The sequence below is a fragment of the Streptomyces sp. NPDC033131 genome (assembly GCF_055578365.1).
Genome location: NZ_JBVIPA010000037.1, coordinates 44,111 through 68,538, shown reverse-complemented (window position 1 = coordinate 68,538; position 24,428 = coordinate 44,111). Strand labels below are relative to the sequence as shown.

The window sequence follows — 24,428 nt, the reverse complement described above, 5'->3', positions numbered from 1 at the left end:
GGCCACTGACGCGACGAGCGCGAGCACCCCTCCACGTTCGCCGGCCCGCCCCTGGGACGTCACCCGGACACTCGTCCGGCGCAAGCTCCTGACGGACGACACGTACGCCTCCGGCATCGGCCCCGGCACGAGGCCCGCAAGGGCACGGGACGCCCGGACGTGAAGTCCTGCGCGGCCGACAACGGCTGAACGGACGCGCGAGGGGTGGTGGGGGCGGCCCGGATCGGGTACATACGATCGGGTAGCACCCGTCGGTAACCAAACGGCCCCAAGATCCCGATTCGCGGCGAGGTGAGCCTCAATGTCCGCAGCACCCACCCAACCCACCGTCACCGAGCGTGAAGCGCGCCAGGTGGCGGAGGCCGCCCGGGAACAGGACTGGCGCAAGCCCAGCTTCGCCAAGGAACTGTTCCTCGGCCGCTTCCGGCTCGACCTCATCCACCCCCACCCGATGCCGCCCGACGAGGACGCCCAGCGCGGCGAGGAATTCCTCGCCAAACTCCGCGACTTCTGCGAGACGAAGATCGACTCGGCGCGCATCGAGCGGGACGCGCAGATCCCCGACGAGACGATCAACGGGCTCAAGGAGCTCGGCGCCCTCGGCATGAAGATCGACACCAAATATGGCGGCCTCGGCCTCACACAGGTCTACTACAACAAGGCCCTCGCCCTGGTCGGCTCCGCGAACCCGGCGATCGGCGCCCTGCTGTCCGCCCATCAGTCGATCGGCGTACCGCAGCCGCTGAAGATGTTCGGCACCCAGGAGCAGAAGGAGACGTTCCTGCCGCGCTGCGCCCGCACGGACATCTCGGCCTTCCTGCTCACCGAGCCGGACGTCGGCTCCGACCCCGCTCGCCTGGCCACCTCGGCCGTCCCCGACGGAGACGACTACGTCCTCGACGGCGTCAAGCTCTGGACGACCAACGGCGTCGTCGCCGACCTCCTCGTGGTCATGGCGCGCGTGCCCAAGTCCGAGGGGCACAAGGGCGGCATCACGGCGTTCGTCGTCGAGTCCGCCTCCGAGGGCGTCACGGTCGAGAACCGCAACGCCTTCATGGGCCTGCGCGGCCTGGAGAACGGCGTCACCCGCTTCCACCGGGTCCGCGTCCCCGCCGCCAACCGCATCGGCCCCGAGGGCGCCGGCCTCAAGATCGCCCTCACCACCCTCAACACCGGCCGCCTCTCGCTGCCCGCCATGTGCGTCGGCGCCGGAAAGTGGTGTCTGAAGATCGCCCGCGAGTGGTCGGCGGCCCGGGAGCAGTGGGGCAAGCCGGTCGCCTTCCACGAGGCGGTCGGCTCGAAGATCAGCTTCATCGCGGCGACGACCTTCGCCCTGGAGGCCGTACTGGACCTGGCGTCCCAGATGGCGGACGAGGACCGCAACGACATCCGTATCGAGGCCGCCCTCGCCAAGCTCTACGGCTCCGAGATGGCCTGTCTGATGGCCGACGAACTGGTCCAGATCAGGGGCGGCCGGGGCTTCGAGACGGCCGAGTCGCTGGCGGCCCGCGGCGAGCGCGCGGTGCCCGCCGAGCAGATCCTGCGCGACCTGCGCATCAACCGCATCTTCGAGGGCTCCACCGAGATCATGCACCTGCTGATCGCCCGCGAGGCCGTCGACGCCCACCTCTCGGTCGCGGGCGACCTGATCGACCCGGAGAAGTCCCTCTCGGACAAGGCGAAAGCGGGCGCCCAGGCCGGCGCCTTCTACGCCAAGTGGCTGCCCAAACTGGTCGCGGGACCAGGCCAACTCCCCAACTCCTACAACGAGTTCAAGCACGAGGTCGACCTCTCCCCGCACCTGCGCTACGTCGAACGCGCCGCCCGCAAACTCGCCCGCTCCACCTTCTACGCCATGTCCCGCTGGCAGGGCCGGATGGAGACCAAACAGGGCTTCCTCGGCCGGATCGTCGACATCGGCGCCGAACTGTTCGCGATGAGCGCGGCCTGCGTACGCGCCGAACTCCTGCGCACCACCGAGGACCACGGCCGCGAGGCCTACCAACTCGCCGACGTCTTCTGCCGCCAGTCCCGCATGCGCGTCGAGGAACTCTTCGGCCGCCTGTGGACCAACACCGACGATCTCGACCGCACGGTCGTCAAGGGCGTGCTCTCGGGCACGTACGAGTGGCTGGAGGAGGGCGTCGTCGACCCGTCGGGCGACGGGCCGTGGATCGCCGACGCGACACCGGGGCCGAGCCGGAAGGAGAACGTGCACCGTCCGATCCGCTGACCGGCCCACCGGCAGGGAGTCCCCCTCGTTCCCCCCGTCCGGGGGACGAGGGGGACTCCCTGTCCTCACACACCGTCCTTACGGCCACAATGGAGGGATGACCGACAGTCCAGCCCCTCTCGCCGACCCGCACCTCGTCTACGACCCGGTCGCGGGCGACGGGCCGAAGGACGTGGTGATCCTCGGCTCCACCGGCTCGATCGGCACCCAGGCCATCGACCTCGTGCTGCGCAATCCCGACCGGTTCCGGGTCACCGGGCTCTCGGCCAACGGCGGCCGGATCGCCCTCCTCGCCGAACAGGCGCACCGGCTCCGGGCGAGGACCGTCGCCGTGGCCCGCGAGGACGTCGTACCGGCCCTGCGCGAGGCCCTGAGCTCCCACTACGGCACCGGCGAAGCGCTCCCCGAGATCCTCGCCGGCCCCGACGCGGCCGCGCAGCTCGCCGCCTCCGACTGCCACACCGTCCTGAACGGCATCACCGGCTCCATCGGCCTCGCCCCGACCCTCGCCGCCCTGGAGGCGGGCCGCACCCTCGCGCTCGCCAACAAGGAGTCGCTCATCGTGGGCGGCCCGCTGGTCAAGGCCCTCGCCAAGCCAGGACAGATCATCCCGGTCGACTCCGAGCACGCGGCGCTGTTCCAGGCCCTCGCGTCCGGCACGAGAGCGGACGTACGCAAGCTCGTCGTCACGGCGTCCGGCGGCCCCTTCCGCGGCCGCACCAAGGCCGAGCTGGCTCAGGTGTCCGTCGAGGAGGCCCTCGCGCACCCCACCTGGGCCATGGGCCCGGTGATCACGATCAACTCCGCGACCCTCGTCAACAAGGGCCTGGAGGTCATCGAGGCACACCTGCTGTACGACATTCCCTTCGAACGCATTGAGGTGGTCGTGCATCCGCAGTCGTATGTCCACTCGATGGTTGAGTTCACGGACGGATCCACGATCGCGCAGGCGACGCCCCCCGACATGCGGGGGCCGATCGCCATCGGTCTCGGCTGGCCCGAACGCGTCCCCGACGCGGCCCCCGCCTTCGACTGGAGCAAGGCGTCGACCTGGGAGTTCTTCCCGCTCGACCACGAAGCGTTCCCGTCCGTCGGCCTCGCGTGCCACGTGGGGCGGCTCGCGGGCACGGCCCCGGCGGTGTTCAATGCCGCCAACGAGGAGTGCGTCGAGGCCTTCCGGGCCGGCGCGCTGCCGTTCAACGGGATCATGGAGACCGTGACCCGGGTGGTGGACGAGCACGGCACCCCGCGTACGGGAACCTCGCTCACTCTCACGGACGTCCTCGAAGCGGAGACCTGGGCGCGGACCCGGGCCCGGCAACTGGCGGCACAGACGGCGGAGGCCCGTGCATGACGACACTGATGTTCATCCTCGGCATAGTGATCTTCGCGGCCGGCCTGCTGATCTCGATCGCGTGGCACGAGCTGGGGCACCTGTCCACCGCCAAGCTCTTCGGCATCCGCGTGCCGCAGTACATGGTCGGCTTCGGCCCGACGCTCTTCTCGCGCAAGAAGGGCGACACCGAGTACGGCATCAAGGCCATCCCGTTCGGCGGCTACATCCGCATGATCGGCATGTTCCCGCCCGGCGCGGACGGCCGTCTGGAGGCCCGCTCCACCTCACCCTGGCGCGGCATGATCGAGGACGCCCGCTCGGCCGCCTTCGAGGAGCTCAGGCCGGGTGACGAGAAGCGCCTCTTCTACACGCGCAAGCCCTGGAAACGGGTCATCGTGATGTTCGCGGGCCCCTTCATGAACCTGATCCTCGCGGTGGCGCTGTTCCTCACCGTCCTCATGGGCTTCGGCATCTCGCAGCAGACCAACACGGTCAGCTCGGTCTCCCAGTGCGTCATCGCCCAGAGCCAGAGCCGCGACGAGTGCAGGAAGTCCGACCCGCCCTCCCCGGCCGCGGCCGCCGGCCTCAAGGCGGGCGACGAGATCATCTCCTTCGCCGGCGTGAAGACCGACGACTGGAACCGGCTCTCCGACCTCATCCGCGCCAACCCCGACAAGGAGGTGGCGATCGTCGTCGACCGCAAGGGCGAGCAACTCACCCTGCACGCGAAGATCGCCTCCAACCAGGTCGCCAAGAAGGACTCCAGCGGCCAGTACGTCCAGGGTGAGTACGTCACCGCCGGCTTCCTCGGCTTCAGCGCCGCCACCGGCATCGTCAAACAGGACTTCGGCGACTCGGTGACCTGGATGGGCGACCGCGTCGCCGACGCCGTCGACTCCCTCGCCGCCATCCCCAGCAAGATCCCCGCCCTGTGGGACGCGGCCTTCGGCGACGGCGTACGGGAGCCGGACTCCCCGATGGGCGTGGTCGGCGCGGCCCGCGTGGGCGGCGAGATCTTCACCCTGGACATCCCCCCGACCCAGCAACTGGCCATGGCCCTGATGCTGGTCGCCGGCTTCAATCTCTCCCTGTTCCTCTTCAACATGCTCCCGCTGCTGCCCCTCGACGGCGGCCACATCGCGGGCGCCCTGTGGGAGTCCCTGCGCCGCAACCTGGCGAAGGTGCTGCGGCGTCCGGACCCCGGACCGTTCGACGTGGCGAAGCTGATGCCGGTCGCCTATGTGGTGGCGGGGATCTTCATCTGCTTCACGATCCTGGTCCTCATCGCGGACGTCGTTAACCCGGTGAGAATCTCCTAGTCACGAGGAGTTCCCGGCGGCCCGGCATCCTCGATGCCGGGCCGCCCTCCATCGAGTGGGTTTACGGTCGTGATGTGCTCGCGCCTGGACATGTGCCGTAATCTCGAAGCCTGGAGCCCGCCGCTGACGGGACCTGGACCTTGATCCACGACTTGGGGTTGCACAGCAGATGACTGCGATTTCTCTCGGCATGCCGTCCGTTCCGACCAGGCTCGCCGAGCGCCGCAAGAGCCGGCAGATCCAGGTCGGAACCGTGGCGGTCGGCGGCGACGCCCCGGTGTCCGTGCAGTCGATGACCACGACCCGCACGTCCGACATCGGCGCCACCCTCCAGCAGATCGCCGAGCTCACCGCCTCCGGCTGCCAGATCGTCCGTGTGGCCTGCCCCACCCAGGACGACGCCGACGCGCTCGCGACCATCGCCCGCAAGTCGCAGATCCCGGTCATCGCCGACATCCACTTCCAGCCGAAGTACGTCTTCGCCGCCATCGAGGCCGGCTGCGCCGCGGTCCGGGTGAACCCCGGCAACATCAAGCAGTTCGACGACAAGGTGAAAGAGATCGCGCGGGCCGCGAAGGACCACGGCACGCCGATCCGCATCGGGGTGAACGCGGGCTCGCTGGACCGGCGCCTGCTCCAGAAGTACGGCAAGGCGACCCCCGAGGCGCTGGCGGAGTCCGCCCTGTGGGAGGCGTCCCTCTTCGAGGAGCACGACTTCCGGGACATCAAGATCTCCGTGAAGCACAACGACCCCGTCGTGATGGTCGAGGCCTACCGCCAGCTCGCCGCCCAGTGCGACTACCCGCTGCACCTGGGTGTGACGGAGGCGGGTCCCGCCTTCCAGGGCACGATCAAGTCGGCTGTCGCCTTCGGGGCGCTGCTGTCGCAGGGCATCGGCGACACGATCCGTGTGTCCCTCTCCGCGCCCCCCGTCGAAGAGGTCAAGGTCGGCAACCAGATCCTGGAGTCGCTGAACCTCAGGCAGCGCGGCCTGGAGATCGTCTCCTGCCCGTCCTGCGGTCGTGCCCAGGTCGACGTCTACAAGCTGGCCGAGGAAGTCACCGCCGGCCTGACCGGCATGGAGGTCCCGCTCCGCGTCGCCGTCATGGGCTGCGTGGTCAACGGCCCCGGCGAGGCCCGCGAGGCCGACCTCGGTGTGGCCTCCGGCAACGGCAAGGGCCAGATCTTCGTGAAGGGCGAGGTCATCAAGACCGTCCCCGAGTCCAAGATCGTCGAGACCCTCATCGAGGAGGCCATGAAGCTGGCCGAGCAGATGGAGGCGGACGGGGTGGCGTCGGGCGAGCCGTCGATCTCCGTCGCGGGCTGACCCTTCAGCCCGTCCGGCGACCGAGGACGAGGCCCTTCGGGCCGAAAGCGGGGGTCCGGGGGGCGGCAGCCCCCAGGGAGGGGACCGCAGCCGACGGTCACCGGCAAACAGGCGGCACCGGACACAGGGCGGCGCCGCTCAGCTTCCGCAGGTACAGTGCGGGGACCAGCAGACCCCAGTGTGAGGCCCCGCCCGTGTTGACCCAGACCACCTCCCGGGTCCTCGAACCGAGCGACCTGGACGCCGCGCTCGCCGTCCTCGACCGCGAGCCGGTCGCGAACGCCTTCGTGACCTCCCGGGTGCAGGTCGCCGGACTCGACCCGTGGCGGCTCGGCGGCGAGATGTGGGGCTGGTACGAGGACGGCATGCTGACGTCCCTGTGCTACGCCGGCGCCAACCTGGTCCCGATCTGCGCGACCCCGAGGGCCGTCCGCGCCTTCGCCGACCGTGCCCGCAGGGCCGGCCGCCGCTGCTCCTCCGTCGTCGGCCCCGCCGAACCCACCGCCCAGCTCTGGCGGTTGCTGGAGCCGAGCTGGGGGCCGGCCCGCGAGGTCCGCTCCCAGCAGCCCCTCATGGTCACCGACCGCGTGTCCACCACCGTCGCCCCGGATCCCTATGTCCGTCGCATCCGCAAGGACGAGGTGGACACGATCATGCCGGCGTGTGTGGCGATGTTCACCGAGGAGGTCGGCGTCTCGCCGATGGCCGGCGACGGGGGCCTCCTCTACCAGGCCAGGGTCGCCGAACTCGTCGGCGCCGGCCGCTCCTTCGCCCGTCTCGACGCCGACGGCAAGGTCGTCTTCAAGGCCGAGATCGGCGCCGCGACCGACCGCGCCTGCCAGATCCAGGGCGTGTGGGTGGCCCCCGAGTACCGGGGGAGGGGCCTGGCCGCTCCGGGCATGGCGGCGGTCCTGCGTTACGCGCTGGCGGACGTGGCCCCGGTGGTGAGCCTGTACGTGAACGACTTCAACACGGCGGCGCGAAGGACGTACAGGAGGGTCGGCTTCCAGGAGGTCGGCGCCTTCATGAGTGTCCTGTTCTAGCGGCCCCACCTCAACCGGGACCCCCCTGTAGGCTCCCCGCATGGACCTCGTCATCGGCCCCTTGGACCTCTCAGCCCACGTAGACGAGGCCCTGGCCGTCCAGGCCGTCGCCTTCGGACTCGGCCCCGACGAGGTCGCCGTACGCCGCCAGATCGTGCTGCGCCACATGATCTATCCGGGCGCGAGGGCCTTCGGCGCGACCGCCGGCGGCAGCCTTGTCGGGTTCGTCTACGGCATGCCCAACGACCGCGCCCACTGGTGGTCGACGGTCGTGGAGCCGTACCTCCGCGCACGGCACTGTGACGACTGGCTCGACGACTCCTTCGTGATCACCGAGTTGCACGTCCACCCGCACCACCAGAACCGCGGTATCGGCCGCACCCTGATCACCACGATCACGGACACCGCCGCCGAACCCCGCTCGATCCTGTCCGCGATCGACCAGGACAGCCCGGCCCGCGGCCTCTACCACTCCCTCGGCTACCAGGACCTCGCCCGCCAGGTCCTGTTCCCCAGCGCCCCCAAGCCGTACGCCGTGATGGGCGCCCCGCTGCCGCTGCGCCGCCGTTAACCGATTTCCACCGGGATCGGCCGCCCGGATAACCTCCTGCCATCACCCTCCCCCAGAGGGGGCACCCCAGCAGCAGGAGTACGAGAACCATGGCCAAGGCACCGGTCCAGCGCATGTCCCAGTTGATGGCGAAGACGCTGCGCGACGACCCGGCGGACGCCGAGGTCCTCAGCCACAAGCTCCTCGTCCGCGCCGGTTACGTCCGCCGCACGGCGGCCGGTATCTGGAGCTGGCTGCCGCTCGGCAAGAAGGTCCTCGCCAACGTGGAGCGGATCGTGCGCGAGGAGATGGACGCGATCGGCGCCCAGGAGGTACTGCTCCCCGCGCTGCTGCCGCGTGAGCCGTACGACGCGACCGGCCGCTGGGACGAGTACGGCCCCGAGCTGTTCCGACTGCAGGACCGCAAGGGCGGCGACTACCTCCTCGGCCCTACCCACGAGGAGATCTTCACGCTGATCGTGAAGGACCAGGCGTCCTCCTACAAGGACCTGCCGGTCATCCTCTACCAGATCCAGCACAAGTACCGCGACGAGGCCCGCCCCCGCGCCGGCATCCTGCGCGGCCGCGAGTTCCTGATGAAGGACTCCTACTCCTTCGACACCGAGGACGAGGGCCTCGCCCAGTCCTACGCCCTGCACCGCCAGGCCTACCAGAAGGTCTTCGAGCGCCTCGGCCTCGACTACCGCATCTGTGCCGCGACCGCGGGGGCGATGGGCGGCTCGAAGTCGGAGGAGTTCCTCGCCCCGGCCGAAGCCGGTGAGGACACCTTCGCGGACTGCCCGAACTGCGACTTCGCGGCCAACACCGAGGCGATCACGTACGAGCTGAAGACGGTGGACGGCTCCGGCGTCCCGGCCGCCGAGGAGATTCCGACCCCCGACACCCCGACCATCGAGACCCTCGCCGCCTCCCTCGGCGTCCCGGCCTCCGCCACCCTGAAGAACCTCCTCGTGAAGGTCGACGGCGAGATCGTGGCCGTCGGCGTCCCCGGCGACCGCGAGGTCGACCTGGGCAAGGTCGAGGCCCACTTCGCCCCGGCCACCGTCGAGATGGTCACCGAGGCGGACTTCGCGGGCCGCCCGGACCTGGTCCGCGGCTATGTCGGGCCGCTCGGCCTGGAGAAGGTCCGGTACATCGCCGACCCGCGCGTGGCGCCGGGCACCGCGTGGATCACGGGCGCCAACAAGGAGCACACGCACGCGAAGAACGTCGTCGCGGGCCGTGACTTCGAGGTCGGCGAGTACGTCGACGTCGTCGTGGTGCAGGAGGGCGACCCCTGCCCCGCGTGCGGCACCGGCCTCAAGCTGGACCGTGCCATCGAGATCGGCCACATCTTCCAGCTGGGCCGCAAGTACGCCGACGCCCTCAAGCTCGACGTCCTCGGCCAGAACGGAAAGCCGGTCCGCGTGACCATGGGCTCCTACGGCATCGGCGTCTCCCGCGCGGTCGCCGCCCTCGCCGAGCAGACCGCCGACGACAAGGGCCTGTGCTGGCCGGCGGAGGTCGCCCCGGCCGACGTGCACGTCGTCGCCGCGGGCAAGGCCCTGCAGACCGAACTCGCCCTCGACGTCTCCGACAAGCTGGCCGCGGCCGGCCTCCGCGTCCTGGTGGACGACCGGGCCGGGGTCTCCCCGGGCGTGAAGTTCACGGACTCGGAGCTGATGGGCGTACCGCAGATCCTGGTGGCCGGACGGCGGTCCGCCGAGGGCGTGCTGGAGCTGAAGGACCGCCGGACCGGTGAGCGCGAGGAGCTGACGGTCGAGGAGGCGATCGCCCGCCTGACCGCGACGAACGCGTGACGTAAGGGGCAATTCCTCAGGGCCGTACCCGACGGAGTACCTGACGCAGCGTCAGCAGGACTACGAAGGGTACGGCCATGACGCCGCCACGGTGCCGGCTGGTTCCGCTCCGCCGGGACACCGGCCCAGCCGGGCAGTGCCTTGTGCACCGTCCACGTGCCGGGACGTGAAGTCCGGGCCGGGAAAGAGCCGTTCGGCATCCCGCCCGCCGGCCGCTGACGCCTCGACGGCGTGTGCGCCGTCCCGAACGGCGGCTACCACGGCACCTGGATCCCGGCCGTCGAGGCCGCCCGCTTCTGCCCGGACGCCGGCCTCATGGGCGTCGGCGTGCTCTCGCCGCACTCCCCGCCGACCGCTGCGGTCTCGCCGACACCGCCCGCGTCCTGCGCCGGCCGGCCCTGCGATCAGCCGGCCGGTGCGGCGGCCCCTGCCTGACGTCGACGCGAGCAGTCAGAGCCAGCCCGCGAACTCCAGCAGCAGCTCCGCGTCCTGCGGCCGTCCGACCCGTCGCGCCCGCACCCCCGACTCCACGGCCCGGAACAGCGTCCACCCCCGCAGCCGTTCCTGGTCGACGTCCAGGGACTCCGCGAGCCGTTTCACCCGGCGCCGGGTCGTCGCCGCTCCGGACGGCGAGGCGATCAAATCCTCCACCCGGTCCCGGACGAGCCGCGCCAGATCGAACGCGCACTCGCCGACCAGCGGGTCCGGCCCCACGGCCAGCCACGGCGACCGCTCACCGGCGAGCACCTTGCTCTGCCGGAACGTCCCGTGCAGCAGCCGGTCCTCGGGCGGCGCGGCCAGCAGCTCCTCACGGGCCGCGAGCGCCGCGTCCACCAGGGCGGTCACCTCCGCGTCGGCACCGGCACTCGCCCGCATCACCTCGGCCTGCCGTCCGGTCCGCTCGGCCACCGTCTCGAAGACGTGCGCGCCCTCGTCGGCGGGGGGCTCCACCCACAGCCGCCGCAGCGTCCCGGCGGCCTCCAGCAGCGCCTTCGCCTCCGGCAGCGACCGCACCGACACGTCCGGATGCAGCCGCTCGAGAAGCAGGACGCCCGTTGCCGCGAAGGGTTCGAGGAGCTGTACGGCGCCCAGGCCGCCCCAGTGCGCGAGCGCGGCGCGTTCGCTCTCCGGGCGGGCCCGGGTCGGGGCCAGCTTGAGCACGGCGGGCGTCCCGTCCGGCCGCCGCACCAACACCACCAGGCTGCTGCGCCCGCCCGGCAGCTGCACCCGCTCGACGGTCAACTCGCGCACCGCGACGGCCCGCCGGGCCGCCTCGGGCAACCTCTGCAACCAGTCGTCACCGTCCGGTGCCGTCTCGCCGAGGGCCCTCACCAGACGCTGCGGCGGTTCGAAAGCCATGCGCGAGTTGTTTCCTTCCAGTACGCGTCAAGCGGTCGGCGTCGCCGACGGCGGGCCCGCTGCCGAACTTGTCGCCGCCCGCTCGGCGAGCCCAGGGAAGGCTACGCTCCCGCCGCGCCAGCGCACCGCCCGCACCGCCGCCTCCCGCAGCGCCCCGGCCGCCGTGCCCCGCCGCTCGTCCCCGGCCGCCCGCACCAGATCGGAGTACACCCCGGCCACCCGCTCCTCCAGCTCGGCGGCCAGCCGTACGGCCGCGGCCGAGTCCGGCACCGGGAAGGGCAGCGCGTACGCGGCGGCCGCGGCCACCGGCGTGCCGCCCTGGTCCCGCACGTCGCGCACCAGCGCGTCCCGCCGTGCCCGATGGGCGTCGTAGGCCGCCTTCGCCTCCGTGCGACGGTCCTCGCGGATCCGGCCGCCGACGACCCCGTAGCCGTACACCGCCGCGTGTTCGGCGGCCAGCGCGGCCTGGAGGGCCTTCAGTTCCCGTTCCTTCACTTCGCCCCCTCCGTCAGCAGGTACGCGTGCGCCGCCCCGGCCGCCGCCACCGAGGCCAGCAACCGGGCCAGCTCGCCCGGCAGGTCGAGCAGTGCCGTGGCCCGCCGGTCCGCGAGCGTCCGCTCGGCGGCGGCGAGTTCGGCGAGGGCGTCGTTCTCGTCCGCGGGCACGGCGGCCGACGGGGAGACGGAGGGCGCTGCCGAAGCGGAGGGCGTCGCGGAAGCGGAGGTCTGCGAGGCGCGGGGGGACGCCTGCCGGGAGGCACCGAACGCCTCCGCATGCCGGACGACCTCCGCCCGCAGCGGTCCCAGCCGCTCCGCCAGCGCCGGATGCACGGCGATCACGGCGTCGTAGCGCTCCACCAGCCCCGTGCTCTCGCCGGCCGCACGCGCGCGTGCCCGCTCGGCGACCGACGGGCTGCCGCCCGTCTCGCCGTCGGAGTCCTTCGAGCCGGTGGAGCAGCCCGCCAGCAGGACGGCCCCGGCGGAGGCGAGCACGGTTCTTCGGCGCGTCCCCGAGGGGGTGCGCGGCGGTGGGGGGTACGGCACGTCAGACGTCCTCGGGGAGCTCGTACGAACACGTGGGCGGGAGGGCGGCCCCGCCGGTGATCACGGTACCCGCGCACCGGCCCGGCACCACTCAGCGGCACCGCCCCGGCGCAGGTGGACGGCAACACACCCCTGGACCGGATACCCTTTCACCAGACACGCGACCCACCCACAACAGCACACGCGGCCGAGGAGTCACCCGGATGAGCACCACCCAGAGCGAGAGGCTGCGAGAACTTCTGGAGCCGCTCGTCAGCTCCCAGGGCCTGGATCTCGAGGAGATCGCGGTGGACTCGGTCGGACGCAAGCGTGTGCTGCGCGTGGTCGTCGACTCCGACACCGGCGCCGACCTCGACCAGATCGCCGATGTGAGCCGCGCGCTCTCGGCGAAGCTCGACGAGACGGACGCGATGGGCCAGGGCGAGTACACCCTCGAAGTCGGGACCCCCGGCGCCGAACGCCTCCTCAAGGAACACCGGCACTACCTGCGCGCCGTCGACCGGCTGGTGAAGTTCCAGCTGACCGACGGCGACGAACTGGTGGCCAGGATCCTGAAGGTCGACGACGAGGGCCTCGACCTCGAAGTGCCCGGCGTGAAGGGCCGCAAGGCCACCAGCCGCAGACTCGCCTTCGAGGACGTCGAAAAGGCCCGTGTGCAGGTCGAGTTCAACCGCAAGGACAAGAACGACATGACGGAAGAAGAGGAGGCGTAGCCGTGGATATCGACATGAGTGCCCTGAGGGGCTTGGTACGGGAGAAGGAGATCTCCTTCGACCTGCTGGTCGAGGCGATCGAGTCGGCCCTCCTCATCGCCTACCACCGCACCGAGGGAAGCCGCCGCCACGCGCGCGTGGAGCTCAACCGGGAGACCGGCCACGTGACGGTGTGGGCGAAGGAGGACCCCGAGGACCTCGAGGAGGGCCAGGAGGCCCGCGAGTTCGACGACACTCCGACCGGTTTCGGCCGCATCGCCGCCACCACGGCCAAGCAGGTCATCCTGCAGCGCCTGCGTGACGCCCAGGACGACGCGACGCTCGGCGAGTTCGCGGGCCGTGAGGGCGACATCCTCACCGGCGTGGTCCAGCAGGGCCGCGACCCGAAGAACGTGCTCGTCGACATCGGCAGGCTGGAGGCCATCCTGCCGGTGCAGGAGCAGGTCCCCGGTGAGACGTATCCGCACGGAATGCGCCTTCGGTCGTACGTCGTCCGGGTGGCGAAGGGGGTCCGCGGTCCGTCCGTGACCCTGTCCCGCACACATCCCAATCTGGTGAAGAAACTCTTCGCCCTCGAGGTGCCGGAGATCGCCGACGGGTCCGTCGAGATCGCCGCCATCGCCCGCGAGGCCGGCCACCGTACGAAGATCGCCGTGCGGTCCACCCGTTCGGGTCTGAACGCCAAGGGTGCCTGCATCGGCCCCATGGGCGGCCGGGTGCGCAACGTGATGGCCGAGCTGAACGGCGAGAAGATCGACATCGTCGACTGGTCGGACGACCCGGCCGAGATGGTGGCGAACGCGCTGTCACCGGCCCGCGTCTCCAAGGTGGAGGTCGTGGACATGGCCGCCCGGTCCGCGCGCGTGACGGTGCCCGACTACCAGCTGTCCCTGGCGATCGGCAAGGAGGGCCAGAACGCCCGCCTCGCGGCCCGCCTGACCGGCTGGCGGATCGACATCCGTCCGGACACCGAACAGCCCGGGGAATAGATCCAAGCCGCAGGTCGCTTAGATCACGACAACATCCGTTCGATTCTTGCCCCCAACGGGTGAGGTCGGTGCGGGGAGGTAGACTTAAGAGTGTCTGGCCGGACGCGAGCCCGCGCATGCCCTGAGCGCACCTGTGTGGGGTGCCGGGAGCGAGCGGCCAAGAAGGATTTGCTGCGCATCGTGGCAGTCGAGGGCGAATGCGTCCCCGATGATCGCGGTACGCTGCCCGGCCGGGGTGCGTATGTGCACCCCGCCCTGGTCTGTCTCGACCTGGCGGTACGTCGCCGGGCGTTCCCAAGGGCGTTGCGCGCCCCGGGAGCACTCGACACCACGACGTTGCGCCACTACGTCGAGCAGGCAACACCGTAAGACGCGTCGCACGGAACCCCCGTGCGGCCCTGGTACCCCGCGAGTTGGAAGTAGGTCGAGATTGCGATGAGCACTCGATGAGCACGCGATGAGTACGCCCATGAAGTAGCGACGGTCCGGACGCAACCCGGACCTAAAAGGAGCGAAGTGGCTAAGGTCCGGGTATACGAACTCGCCAAGGAGTTCGGGGTGGAGAGCAAGGTCGTCATGGCCAAGCTCCAAGAACTCGGTGAATTTGTTCGTTCGGCTTCCTCGACGATCGAGGCACCCGTCGTACGCAAGCTGACTGACGCCCTCCAGCAGGGCAACGGAGGCGGCAAGCCCGCTTCCGCACGCACGTCCGCCCCGGCCAGGCCGGGTGCGCCTTCTCCCGCGCAGGCAGCCCGTCCGGCTGCCCCGCGCCCGCCGGCTCCCAAGCCGGCCGCCGAGCAGCCCGCGGCTCCCGCCGCGCCGGCCGCTTCCGGCCCCCGTCCCACTCCGGGCCCGAAGCCCGCGCCGCGGCCCGCCCCGGCGTCTCCGGCTCCGACCACGCCCGAGTTCACGGCGCCGCCGTCGGCTCCCGCCGCACCGGCGGCCTCCGGCTCCGGCACGGGTGCCCCGGCAGGCTCCGGCACCGGCTCCGGCCCCCGTCCGGGCGCTCCGCGTCCGGCCGGTCAGGCTCCGCGTCCGGGCGCTCGTCCGGCCGGTCCCGGCCAGGGCCGTGGTGACCGTCCCGAGCGTCCCGAGCGTGGTGACCGTCCCGCCGGCGCGCAGCGTCCGGGTGGCCAGTCGCCGCGTCCCGGCGGTGCCCGTCCGGCCGGTCCCCGTCCGGGCAACAACCCCTTCACCTCCGGTGGCTCCACCGGCATGGCGCGTCCTCAGACGCCCCGTCCGGGCGGTGCCCCGCGTCCCGGCGGCCCTGGTGGCCCCGGTGCTCCCGGCGGCGCTCCGCGTCCGCAGGGCCAGGGCCAGGGCGGTCCCCGTCCCCAGGGCGCGTCGGGCGGTCCCCGTCCGCAGTCCCCGGGCGGCGCGCGTCCCAGCCCCGGCGGCATGCCCCGTCCGCAGGGCGGCGGCCCGCGTCCCGGCGGCGGTCCCGGCGGTGCGCGTCCCAACCCCGGCATGATGCCGCAGCGTCCCGCTGCCGGCCCGCGTCCCGGCGGTGGCCCCGGTGGGGGTCGCGGTCCGGGCGGCGCAGGTCGTCCCGGTGGCGGTGGCGGCGGTCGTCCGGGCGGCGGCGGCTTCGCCGGTCGTCCGGCCGGTCCCGGCGGTGGCGGCGGCGGCTTCGCCGGTCGTCCCGGTGGTCCCGGTGGCGGTGGCGGCGGCTTCGCCGGTCGTCCCGGTGGTCCCGGTGGCGGCGGCGGTCGTCCCGGCTTCGGTGGTCGTCCCGGTGGTCCGGGCGGTCGTGGTGGCACGCAGGGCGCCTTCGGTCGTCCCGGCGGTCCCGCGCGTCGCGGTCGCAAGTCGAAGCGGCAGAGGCGCCAGGAGTACGAGGCCATGCAGGCCCCGTCGGTCGGCGGTGTGATGCTGCCTCGTGGCAACGGACAGTCCGTCCGCCTGTCGCGCGGTGCCTCCCTCACCGACTTCGCCGAGAAGATCGGCGCGAACCCGGCGTCGCTCGTCGGCGTGATGATGAACCTCGGCGAGATGGTCACTGCCACGCAGTCCGTCTCCGACGAGACGCTGAAGCTCCTGGCGGACGAGATGAACTTCGTCCTCGAGATCGTCAGCCCCGAGGAGGAGGACCGCGAGCTGCTCGAGTCCTTCGACATCGAGTTCGGCGAGGACGAGGGTGGCGAGGAGTTCCTCGTCGCGCGTCCGCCGGTCGTGACCGTCATGGGTCACGTCGACCACGGTAAGACCCGCCTCCTCGACACCATCCGCAAGACGAACGTCGTCGCGGGCGAGGCCGGCGGTATCACGCAGCACATCGGTGCGTACCAGGTCACGACTCAGGTCAACGACGAAGAGCGCAAGATCACCTTCATCGACACCCCGGGTCACGAGGCGTTCACCGCCATGCGTGCCCGTGGTGCCAAGTCGACCGACATCGCGATCCTCGTGGTGGCGGCCAACGACGGTGTGATGCCCCAGACGATCGAGGCGCTGAACCACGCCAAGGCGGCCGACGTGCCGATCGTGGTCGCGGTCAACAAGATCGACGTCGAGGGTGCCGACCCGACCAAGGTGCGCGGTCAGCTGACGGAATACGGCCTCGTGGCCGAGGAGTACGGCGGCGACACCATGTTCGTCGACATCTCCGCCAAGCAGGGCCTCAACATCGAGGCTCTCCTGGAGGCCGTGGTCCTCACCGCGGACGCCTCGCTCGACCTGCGGGCCAACCCGGAGCAGGACGCGCAGGGTATTGCGATCGAGTCCCGTCTCGACCGTGGCCGCGGTGCCGTCGCGACCGTCCTGGTCCAGCGAGGCACCCTGCGGGTCGGCGACACCATGGTGGTCGGCGACGCGTACGGCCGTGTCCGCGCGATGCTCGACGACACGGGCGAGAACCTGGAAGAGGCGGGTCCGTCGACTCCGGTCCTCGTCCTCGGTCTCACCAACGTCCCGGGCGCCGGCGACAACTTCCTCGTCGTCGACGAGGACCGTACGGCCCGCCAGATCGCCGAGAAGCGCGCCGCTCGTGAGCGGAACGCCAACTTCGCCCGCCGGGGTGTCCGGTTCTCCCTGGAGAACCTGGACGAGGCCCTCAAGGCCGGTCTGGTGCAGGAACTCAACCTCATCATCAAGGGCGACGCGTCCGGTTCGGTGGAGGCTCTCGAGTCCTCGCTGCTCCAGCTCGACGTCGGTGAAGAGGTCGACATCCGCGTCCTGCACCGTGGTGTCGGTGCGGTCACGGAGTCGGACATCGACCTGGCGATGGGCTCGGACGCCATCGTGATCGGCTTCAACGTGCGCGCCGCAGGGCGTGCCGCGCAGATGGCCGAGCGCGAAGGCGTGGACGTCCGTTACTACTCGGTCATCTACCAGGCGATCGAGGAGATCGAGGCGGCCCTGAAGGGCATGCTGAAGCCGGAGTACGAAGAGGTCGAGCTCGGTACGGCGGAGATCCGCGAGGTCTTCAAGTCGTCCAAGCTGGGCAACATCGCCGGTGTCCTGGTCCGGTCGGGCGAGGTCAAGCGCAACACCAAGGCGCGCCTCATCCGCGACGGCAAGGTGGTCGCGGAGAGCCTCACCATCTCCGGTCTGCGCCGCTTCAAGGACGATGTCACCGAGATCCGCGAAGGGTTCGAGGGCGGTATCAACCTCGGCAACTTCAACGACATCAAGATCGACGACGTCATCGCGACGTACGAGATGCGGGAGAAGCCGCGCGCGTAAGCGCTCGGACTTCCGAGACGGTCCGGTCCGGGGCCGGTCGACGGAGAGTATTTCCGTCGATCGGCCCCGGCCGTTCGTTGTACGGTTCGGATGTCCCCGCCACAAGGATGGCGGGGCCATCGATCCCGTACCGGCGGGTGAACCGGTTACACACATGTATGTGGGGACGCTGTCCTTCGACCTCCTCCTCGGCGACGTACGGTCGCTGAAGGAGAAGCGCTCCGTAGTCCGCCCGATCGTCGCCGAACTGCAGCGCAAGTACGCGGTGAGCGCGGCCGAGGTGGACCATATGGACCTCCACCGCAGGGCCGGTATCGGCCTCGCGCTGGTGTCCGGCGACGCGGGGCACGTGACGGACGTACTGGACCGGTGTGAACGGCTGGTCGCCGGACGCCCCGAAGTGGAACTGCTGTCCGTGCGGCGGCGCTTCCACGGCGACGACGACTGACCCAGGAACGTAGAAGAAGAAAGAACGGGAGACGGACCAGTGGCCGACAACGCGCGGGCGAAAAGGCTGGCGGACCTCATCCGGGAGGTGGTGGCCAAGAAGCTGCTGCGCGGGATCAAGGACCCGCGGCTCGGCTCGCACGTCACCATCACGGACACCCGGGTCACGGGTGACCTGCGGGAGGCGACCGTCTTCTACACGGTGTACGGGGACGACGAGGAGCGGGCGGCCGCGGCCGCCGGACTGGAGAGCGCCAAGGGCGTGCTCCGCTCCGCGGTCGGTGCGGCGGCGGGCGTGAAGTTCACCCCGACGCTGACCTTCGTGGCCGACGCGCTGCCCGACACCGCCAAGACCATCGACGACCTCCTCGACAAGGCACGCCAGTCCGACGAGAAGGTGCGCGAGGTCTCGGCCGGCGCCAAGTACGCCGGTGAGGCGGACCCGTACAAGAAGCCGGGCGAGGACGAGGACGACGCCGCCGAATGACCGAGAAGACCCGGACGCCCGACGGCCTTGTCATTGTCGACAAGCCGTCGGGCTTCACTTCGCACGATGTCGTCGCCAAGATGCGCGGCATCGCCCGGACCCGCCGTGTCGGCCACGCCGGCACCCTCGACCCCATGGCGACGGGCGTGCTCGTCCTCGGCGTCGAGAAGGCGACCAAGCTCCTCGGGCACCTCGCGCTCACCGAGAAGGAGTACCTGGGCACGATCCGCCTGGGGCAGACGACCCTGACCGACGACGCCGAGGGCGCGATCACGGGGTCGGTCGACGCCTCGAAGGTCACCCGCGACGCCGTCGACTCGGGTATCGCCGAGCTGACCGGCCGGATTATGCAGGTGCCGTCCAAGGTCAGCGCCATCAAGATCAACGGCGTGCGGTCCTACAAGCGGGCGCGGGAGGGCGAGGACTTCGAGATCCCCGCCCGGCCCGTCACCGTCTCGTCCTTCGCGGTGTACGACGTCCGGGACGCCGTCGCCGAGGACGGCACCCCGGTCCTGGACCTGGTGGTGTCGGTGGTCTGCTCGTCCGGCACGTACATCCGGGCCCTCGCCCGCGACCTGGGCGCCGGGCTGGGCGTCGGCGGGCACCTCACGGCGCTGCGCCGCACGCGCGTCGGCCCGTACAAGCTGGACTCCGCCCGCACCCTCGACCAGCACCAGCAGGAACTCACGGTGATGCCGATCGCCGAGGCCGCCGCGGCCGCGTTCCCGCGCTGGGACGTGGACGCCAGGCGGGCCCAGTTGCTCACCAACGGCGTCCGGCTCGACATGTCCGACGAGTACACCGGCGTGGGCGCCGTGGCCGTCTTCGACCCCGAGGGCCGTTTCCTCGCCCTCGTCGAGGAGCACAAGGGCAAGGCGAAGAGCCTCGCCGTATTCGGCTGACGTTCGCGCCGAGGCCGGCCCGCGCATGGCGCGGTGGCCGACCGTGGAGCGGCGATCACGGGGTCGTCGCTGCCGCCGCTCCACGGTCCCCCCTCGGTTCCCCCACCCCTAGGGTGTATCCAGCCGCCCCCGTCCATTCACCCGACCGGGCAGGCGCTCGGAGTGAACCGGGGGAGCGGAAGGGGGCGCGTTCGCCGGACGATCTGTCCGGCTGATCGCCTCGCGCCTAACGTCGAGGTCAGGGCCTCTTTCTCGGCTCATCAGGGTCCGAGAGCTCATCCGAGGCAGGCCCTGGGCACGCGCTCGGGTACGGCGGGGAGGTTCGACCATGGCGGGACGGGGCCCGCGGACCGGCGACGCCCGTGGCACCGCACGTCCGACCCAGCAGGACGACGGTTCCCGGCACACGCGCGGCGGACAGCGTCCCGCTGTGGAGGAACCGGGGGAGGGGCCCGGGCGCGACGACTCTCTGGTCCACATCCACGACCTCGCCGGCCGCCCCCGCGGCACCGGCTTCGTGGCCGATCACCACGGCACGGTCGTCACCAGCCACGAGACCGTCGACGGCCTCTCCCGGCTCGTCCTGTACGCCGCCGGGGACCGCAGCCGTGTGGTGACCGCCGACGCGGTGACCCCGCTGCCCGAGCTGGACCTCGCTCTCGTCCGCACCGCAGGCCTCGGCGTGGATCCCCTGCCCGTCACCGTGCGGGACCGGATCGAGACCGGCACCTACGTGCGCGTCCCCGCAGGCTGCTGGCGGGAGGCGAGGGTGCTGGGCGCGACCCCCGTGACGTACACCGCCACCGACCGCTTCCACTACCTCGGGGACGCCCTGGAGCTCGCGATCGGCACGGCCGGGCGGGACGCGCTGCGCCTGGGCGGCGGTGCCGCCGGAGGGCCGGTGCTCGACGCCGGCACCGGCGCCGTGGTCGGCGTCCTCGGCACCGCACTGCAGAGCGGCCACCGGGACGTGGGCTTCGCGGTACCGCTGCGCCCGGCGCCGAGCGGGCCCCTCGCGGATCTGCTGGCCGAGAACGCGGCGACGGTCCCCGCGTACGGCGTCGACCTCAACCTCGCCGGGGTGCTGGAGCTGACGGCGACTTCGGTGGGGCAGGACGGGCCGGTGGGGGTGCTGGCCGGGGTCGGGGCCGGCGAGCCGGGCGCGGACTCGGCGGGTCCGGGTCCGGGCGCGGGTGCGGGGGTGGAGGTGGGCGGGTCTGGTGTGGCTCGGTCCGGTGACGGCCTCGGGGCCGGGGTCGGGGCTGGTTGTCCTGTGCCGGGCGCCGGCCCGGGTCGGGGGCGCGCCCGTGGAGTGCAGGTGGGCGCCGGGACAAGGGGGCCCGGCGCGGTGGAGCCGGTCGAACGGGCCGTCACGGCGGCGGCGTTCGCCGCGTTCCTCGAGGGCCCGGCCGCCGTGCTCGGGCTCGTCGGGGCGCCCGGCAGCGGCCGTACGACAGAGCTCGCCGCCCTGGCCGCACGCCGTCACCGCTCCGCGGAACCGGCGCCCACGGTGTGGCTGCGCGGCGCGGACCTGAAGGACGACGACGACTCGGTGGCGGACGCGGCGCGACGGGCGCTGGCGCGGGCCGCCCGGATCGTCGCCGCGTCGGACCCCGTCCGGCCGGACCTCGGCGACACCACCCCGGAACGCCTCGCCCGCCTCGCCCACCGTGCGGGGCGCCCCCTCCTGCTCCTGCTCGACGGCCCCGAGGAGATGCCGCCGGTCCTGGCCCACCGCCTCGCGGAGTGGACCGACGGGACGGCGACGTGGCTGCGGGAGACCGGGGTGCGGATGGTGGTGGCGTGTCGGAGTGAGTACTGGGAGGGGGTGAGGTTTCCGGCGGAGCTGACGTACGACGCCCCGGCCCGTCGCAGGCCCGAGCCCGTCCCACCGTGCGTCCACCTCGGCGACCTGGAGGACGACGAGGCCCGCCTGGCACGGGCGCGGTACGGCATCCCCGAGGGCGTCCTCGCGGAGTCCGACGCCCGGCACCCCCTCACCCTCCGCCTCCTCTCGGAGATCCGCGCCGCACACCCCGACGCCCCCGACACCCGCCTCGACCGCCACGACGTCTTCTCGGCCCACCTCGACCTCATGTGCCTGCGCATCGCCGTCCGCCTGGCCGCGCAGAACGGCCTGCGCGGCACCGCCGTACGCCGCCTGGCCGCCCGGGTCTCCGGACAGGTCCACGAGGCCGCCCGCCGCAGCCTCGGCCCGGGGCAGGGCGAGCTGGGCCGCGAGTCCTTCGAAGCGGTGTTCCCGTGGGGGCAGGCGCCCGCGAGGCTGGGCGGCGGCACCGGCTGGGCCTCCGCCGTCCTCACCGAGGGCCTTCTCGTCCCCGCCGGCGGTGGCTACCGCTTCGCCCACGAGGAGCTCGCCGACTGGATCCAGGGCATGCACCTCGATCTGGACGAGGCGTTGCGCGCCCTGGTCCACCGCCCGGCCGACCCGGACGGCGACCGCCCGTTCCCCGTGCCGCACCACCGGATCGGCCCCGTCGTCCAAGCCCTGCTGCTCCTCGCCCGCCAGCACGGAGCCGGTCAACTCATCGGCCGCCTGGACGAGTTGGTGCACGCGCTCGACGCCGAACCCGACAACTGGTGGGCCGCCCGCCTCATCGCCGAGGTCCTGCCCTGCGTGCCGGACGCGACGCCGTACATCCCCCTCCTCCGTCTGCTCACCGACCGGATGGTGGCCTGGCGGCAGCAGGAGCGAGAGCTGCCCACCGAGTTCGGGCCGGACTTCTGGACCGCCCTGCCGCTCCCGCAGGACACCCGCTTCGACCTGCTGCGCCGGCTCGTCCTCGCCGACGGCCCGCCGCACGAGACCGGCGGGCCTCGGTTCCTCGACGCGGTCGCCCGGCTGCTCGTCGCCGACCCCGCCGCCGTACAACCGCATCTCGTCCGCTGGTTCGACGACGAACGCCCGTTGCCCGCCACCCCGCACGCGACCGTGGCGAGGGCCGCGCAGGCGCTGCTGCACACGCACCGGCACCGGGCGCTGGACGACCTGACGGAAGTGCTCGTCGACAGTGCGCACGGCAGGGCCGACGAACTGCTCGCCGTACTGTCCGAGGACGAGCCGTCGGCCGTGTGCCGGGCCGTGGACCGGTGGACGCACGACGAGCGGCCCGCGCGGCGGGTCGCGGCGGTGGCGTACGGACTGCGCGCCGCCCCCCACGTGCGCACCGAGGCCGACCGCGAACTGCTGCGCTACGCCGCTCTCGCCCTGCTCGCCCGCCCCGCCGACTGCACCCTGCACGGCGGCGCTCTCGCCCTGCTCGTCCGGGACCCGCACACCCGGGCCCGTCATCTGCCGCAGGCGCTCGGGCGCTTGGTGGCCGGTGACCCGCAGGTGCCGCCGAGTGCGCTGGTGCCCGCCCTGGCGACCCACCCCGACCCGGTGCTCGACGCGTTCCGGGCCCGGCTGCGCCGCCCGGACGCCGGGGCGGTGCTGCGCGCGCTCGCCGACGTCACCACGCCCGCACTGGGCCGCCGGATCGCCGCGCTGGTGCGGGAGGCGGCGGAGCGGCGCCCGGAGATGGCCGGGGACGTGGCGGCGTACGTGGACCGGCGGCTGGACCAGGGTCCCACTGCCCGCGCGGTCCTGCTGCCCCTGGTCACCGGCCTGCTGGACTGCGGCCCCGAGGGGGTGCGGGCAGACCTCGCGACCGTACTCGCGGCCTCCGGAGCACCCGCCTCCCGCCCGCTGCGCCAGGAGCTCCTCGAACTCCTCCTGACCCGCGAACACGACCCCGGCGTCCTGATCGCCGTCCTGCGCGCGGCCGCCTCGCGCGTCGACGACCCGCTCGTCACGCGCGGCCTGGTCCACCGGACCGGACTTCTCCTCGTCCGCACCCCGGACGGCGCGACCTGCTTCGACCGCGGCCTCGTCGACCTCGGGCGGCAGGTCCCCGGCTTCGCCGCGCTGGTGGCCGGCTGGCTGACCGAGACACCGCAGGAATGGGCGGCGGTGGTGGGGCCGAGCGCCCGCCGGATGATCGAGAATCTGGCGGGCGTACGGGTGCCCGCCTGACGGGGATCACGTGCGCCGGGTCACAGCGCCCATGCCGATGCGGGCTGGAAGCACCCGGCATGGCACCCTTAGACCTGCGTGAGACATACGTGCGTGAGAGACAACCACGGACACGGGTTCGACGAGTTTGCGACGAGGAGCAGTCACAGTGCAGCGCTGGCGTGGCTTGGAGGACATCCCCGAGGACTGGGGGCGCAGCGTCGTCACCATCGGTTCCTACGACGGGGTCCACCGCGGGCACCAGCTGATCATCCGGCATGCCGTGGATCATGCCCGTGAGCTGGGCGTTCCCGCCGTCGTCGTCACCTTCGACCCGCACCCCAGCGAGGTCGTCCGCCCCGGCAGCCACCCGCCGCTGCTCGCCCCGCACCACCGCCGCGCCGAACTGATGGCCGAGCTGGGCGTGGACGCGCTCCTGATCCTCCCCTTCACCAAGGAGTTCTCGAAGCTGTCCCCGGCCGACTTCGTCGTCAAGGTCCTGGTCGACAAGCTGCACGCCAGGGCGGTCGTGGAGGGCCCCAACTTCCGCTTCGGCCACAAGGCCGCCGGGAACGTGGAGTTCCTTGCCGAACAGGGCAAGGTCTACGACTTCGAGGTCGAGGTCGTCGACCTGTACGTGTCCGGCTCGGCGGGCGGCGGCGAACCCTTCTCCTCGACCCTCACCCGGCGCCTGGTCGCCGAGGGCGACCTCGAAGGCGCCGCCGAGATCCTGGGCCGGCCGCACCGGGTGGAGGGCATCGTCGTCCGCGGTGCCCAGCGCGGCCGCGAGATGGGCTTCCCGACGGCGAACGTCGAGACCCTTCCGCACACCGCGATCCCCGCGGACGGCGTGTACGCCGGCTGGCTGCACACGCAGGGCGAGGCGATGCCCGCCGCGATCTCCGTCGGCACCAATCCGCAGTTCGACGGCACCGAGCGCACGGTGGAGGCGTACGCCATCGACCGCGTGGGCCTCGACCTGTACGGCCTGCACGTCGCCGTCGACTTCCTCGCCTTCGTCCGCGGCCAGGCGAAGTTCGACACGCTCGACGCGCTGCTCGTGCAGATCGCGGAGGACGTGAAGCGGTGCCGCGAGCTGGTGGCGGCTGCGGAGACCGCCGAGTAGGACTCGCCACGACGTCGAAGGGCGGCCGGTACCTG

20 protein-coding genes are annotated in these 24,428 nt (G+C 72.0%); 17 read left to right on the top strand and 3 right to left on the bottom strand.

What is annotated here, in order from left to right; genetic code table 11:
- The first annotated feature begins 301 nt into the window (after positions 1 to 301).
- The 8 genes from ACZ5XS_RS35075 to ACZ5XS_RS35040 all read left to right on the top strand — a co-directional run bounded on the left by ACZ5XS_RS35075 (position 302) and on the right by ACZ5XS_RS35040 (position 10,063).
- Positions 302 to 2,233, top strand: coding sequence for an acyl-CoA dehydrogenase family protein (locus ACZ5XS_RS35075; protein ID WP_468658229.1), 1,932 nt, complete (start codon positions 302 to 304; stop codon positions 2,231 to 2,233).
- A gap of 97 nt (positions 2,234 to 2,330) precedes the next feature.
- Complete coding sequence (gene dxr, locus ACZ5XS_RS35070; RefSeq protein ID WP_468658227.1) at positions 2,331 to 3,587, top strand: 1-deoxy-D-xylulose-5-phosphate reductoisomerase; 1,257 nt, start codon at positions 2,331 to 2,333, stop codon at positions 3,585 to 3,587.
- Positions 3,588 to 3,595: 8 nt separating this feature from the next.
- Positions 3,596 to 4,888, top strand: a complete 1,293-nt coding sequence (locus tag ACZ5XS_RS35065) for a M50 family metallopeptidase (protein WP_468658281.1) — start codon at positions 3,596 to 3,598, stop codon at positions 4,886 to 4,888.
- A 169-nt stretch (positions 4,889 to 5,057) separates the two neighbouring features.
- A complete protein-coding gene (gene ispG / locus ACZ5XS_RS35060) occupies positions 5,058 to 6,215 on the top strand; it encodes a flavodoxin-dependent (E)-4-hydroxy-3-methylbut-2-enyl-diphosphate synthase (protein ID WP_217234578.1) in 1,158 nt (385 codons plus the stop codon).
- 194 nt (positions 6,216 to 6,409) lie between these two features.
- Entirely contained in the window at positions 6,410 to 7,258 is an 849-nt protein-coding gene (locus ACZ5XS_RS35055) for a GNAT family N-acetyltransferase (RefSeq protein ID WP_468658225.1), read from the top strand.
- A 40-nt stretch (positions 7,259 to 7,298) separates the two neighbouring features.
- Positions 7,299 to 7,829, top strand: a complete 531-nt coding sequence (locus ACZ5XS_RS35050) for a GNAT family N-acetyltransferase (protein ID WP_468658223.1) — start codon at positions 7,299 to 7,301, stop codon at positions 7,827 to 7,829.
- An 89-nt stretch (positions 7,830 to 7,918) separates the two neighbouring features.
- Positions 7,919 to 9,628, top strand: a complete 1,710-nt coding sequence (locus ACZ5XS_RS35045; RefSeq protein WP_468658221.1) for a proline--tRNA ligase — start codon at positions 7,919 to 7,921, stop codon at positions 9,626 to 9,628.
- 231 nt (positions 9,629 to 9,859) lie between these two features.
- Entirely contained in the window at positions 9,860 to 10,063 is a 204-nt protein-coding gene (locus ACZ5XS_RS35040; protein WP_468658219.1) for a hypothetical protein, read from the top strand.
- Between the two features lie 15 nt (positions 10,064 to 10,078).
- Here the strand turns inward: ACZ5XS_RS35040 and ACZ5XS_RS35035 are convergent, their stop codons facing one another.
- The 3 genes from ACZ5XS_RS35035 to ACZ5XS_RS35025 are packed head-to-tail and all read right to left on the bottom strand — an operon-like array spanning position 10,079 to position 12,030.
- The gene (locus ACZ5XS_RS35035; RefSeq protein WP_468658217.1) at positions 10,079 to 10,987 is read right to left on the bottom strand and encodes an aminoglycoside phosphotransferase family protein; all 909 of its coding nucleotides are present in this window, start codon (positions 10,985 to 10,987) and stop codon (positions 10,079 to 10,081) included.
- A 27-nt stretch (positions 10,988 to 11,014) separates the two neighbouring features.
- Complete coding sequence (locus ACZ5XS_RS35030) at positions 11,015 to 11,482, bottom strand: ferritin-like domain-containing protein (protein WP_468658215.1); 468 nt, start codon at positions 11,480 to 11,482, stop codon at positions 11,015 to 11,017.
- Positions 11,479 to 12,030: a hypothetical protein gene (locus ACZ5XS_RS35025; RefSeq protein WP_468658213.1), complete on the bottom strand. Its 552-nt coding sequence runs from the start codon at positions 12,028 to 12,030 to the stop codon at positions 11,479 to 11,481. The genes ACZ5XS_RS35030 and ACZ5XS_RS35025 overlap by 4 nt, the downstream gene beginning before the upstream one ends.
- Positions 12,031 to 12,233: 203 nt before the next feature.
- Between ACZ5XS_RS35025 and rimP the strand changes: the two genes are divergently transcribed.
- From rimP to ACZ5XS_RS34980, 9 genes are all read left to right on the top strand, one after another.
- Complete coding sequence (gene rimP, locus ACZ5XS_RS35020) at positions 12,234 to 12,743, top strand: ribosome maturation factor RimP (protein ID WP_468658211.1); 510 nt, start codon at positions 12,234 to 12,236, stop codon at positions 12,741 to 12,743.
- A 2-nt stretch (positions 12,744 to 12,745) separates the two neighbouring features.
- Entirely contained in the window at positions 12,746 to 13,732 is a 987-nt protein-coding gene (nusA, locus tag ACZ5XS_RS35015) for a transcription termination factor NusA (RefSeq protein ID WP_217234570.1), read from the top strand.
- A gap of 90 nt (positions 13,733 to 13,822) precedes the next feature.
- Positions 13,823 to 14,101, top strand: a complete 279-nt coding sequence (locus ACZ5XS_RS35010; protein ID WP_217234569.1) for a YlxR family protein — start codon at positions 13,823 to 13,825, stop codon at positions 14,099 to 14,101.
- Between the two features lie 147 nt (positions 14,102 to 14,248).
- Positions 14,249 to 17,416 (top strand): translation initiation factor IF-2, encoded by a 3,168-nt coding sequence (gene infB, locus ACZ5XS_RS35005; RefSeq protein WP_468658209.1) that lies wholly within the window; start codon positions 14,249 to 14,251, stop codon positions 17,414 to 17,416.
- A 154-nt stretch (positions 17,417 to 17,570) separates the two neighbouring features.
- Positions 17,571 to 17,864: a DUF503 domain-containing protein gene (locus ACZ5XS_RS35000; protein WP_217234567.1), complete on the top strand. Its 294-nt coding sequence runs from the start codon at positions 17,571 to 17,573 to the stop codon at positions 17,862 to 17,864.
- Between the two features lie 39 nt (positions 17,865 to 17,903).
- Positions 17,904 to 18,350 (top strand): 30S ribosome-binding factor RbfA, encoded by a 447-nt coding sequence (gene rbfA / locus ACZ5XS_RS34995; RefSeq protein ID WP_468658207.1) that lies wholly within the window; start codon positions 17,904 to 17,906, stop codon positions 18,348 to 18,350.
- Positions 18,347 to 19,252: a tRNA pseudouridine(55) synthase TruB gene (gene truB / locus ACZ5XS_RS34990; protein WP_468658205.1), complete on the top strand. Its 906-nt coding sequence runs from the start codon at positions 18,347 to 18,349 to the stop codon at positions 19,250 to 19,252. The genes rbfA and truB overlap by 4 nt, the downstream gene beginning before the upstream one ends.
- A gap of 328 nt (positions 19,253 to 19,580) precedes the next feature.
- Complete coding sequence (locus ACZ5XS_RS34985) at positions 19,581 to 23,288, top strand: trypsin-like peptidase domain-containing protein (RefSeq protein WP_468658203.1); 3,708 nt, start codon at positions 19,581 to 19,583, stop codon at positions 23,286 to 23,288.
- Positions 23,289 to 23,436: 148 nt separating this feature from the next.
- On the top strand, positions 23,437 to 24,393 hold the full coding sequence (locus tag ACZ5XS_RS34980) for a bifunctional riboflavin kinase/FAD synthetase (protein WP_468658201.1): 957 nt from the start codon (positions 23,437 to 23,439) through the stop codon (positions 24,391 to 24,393).
- Positions 24,394 to 24,428 lie beyond the last annotated feature (35 nt).

Bases quoted from the DNA above. Each gene is read 5' to 3' on its own strand.
- ACZ5XS_RS35075 (WP_468658229.1), top strand. From the start codon at position 302: ATGTCCGCAGCACCCACCCAACCCACCGTCACCGAGCGTGAAGCGCGC.
- dxr (WP_468658227.1), top strand. From the start codon at position 2,331: ATGACCGACAGTCCAGCCCCTCTCGCCGACCCGCACCTCGTCTACGAC.
- ACZ5XS_RS35065 (WP_468658281.1), top strand. From the start codon at position 3,596: ATGTTCATCCTCGGCATAGTGATCTTCGCGGCCGGCCTGCTGATCTCG.
- ispG (WP_217234578.1), top strand. From the start codon at position 5,058: ATGACTGCGATTTCTCTCGGCATGCCGTCCGTTCCGACCAGGCTCGCC.
- ACZ5XS_RS35050 (WP_468658223.1), top strand. From the start codon at position 7,299: ATGGACCTCGTCATCGGCCCCTTGGACCTCTCAGCCCACGTAGACGAG.
- ACZ5XS_RS35045 (WP_468658221.1), top strand. From the start codon at position 7,919: ATGGCCAAGGCACCGGTCCAGCGCATGTCCCAGTTGATGGCGAAGACG.
- ACZ5XS_RS35035 (WP_468658217.1), bottom strand. From the start codon at position 10,987: ATGGCTTTCGAACCGCCGCAGCGTCTGGTGAGGGCCCTCGGCGAGACG.
- rimP (WP_468658211.1), top strand. From the start codon at position 12,234: ATGAGCACCACCCAGAGCGAGAGGCTGCGAGAACTTCTGGAGCCGCTC.
- ACZ5XS_RS35000 (WP_217234567.1), top strand. From the start codon at position 17,571: ATGTATGTGGGGACGCTGTCCTTCGACCTCCTCCTCGGCGACGTACGG.
- truB (WP_468658205.1), top strand. From the start codon at position 18,347: ATGACCGAGAAGACCCGGACGCCCGACGGCCTTGTCATTGTCGACAAG.
- ACZ5XS_RS34985 (WP_468658203.1), top strand. From the start codon at position 19,581: ATGGCGGGACGGGGCCCGCGGACCGGCGACGCCCGTGGCACCGCACGT.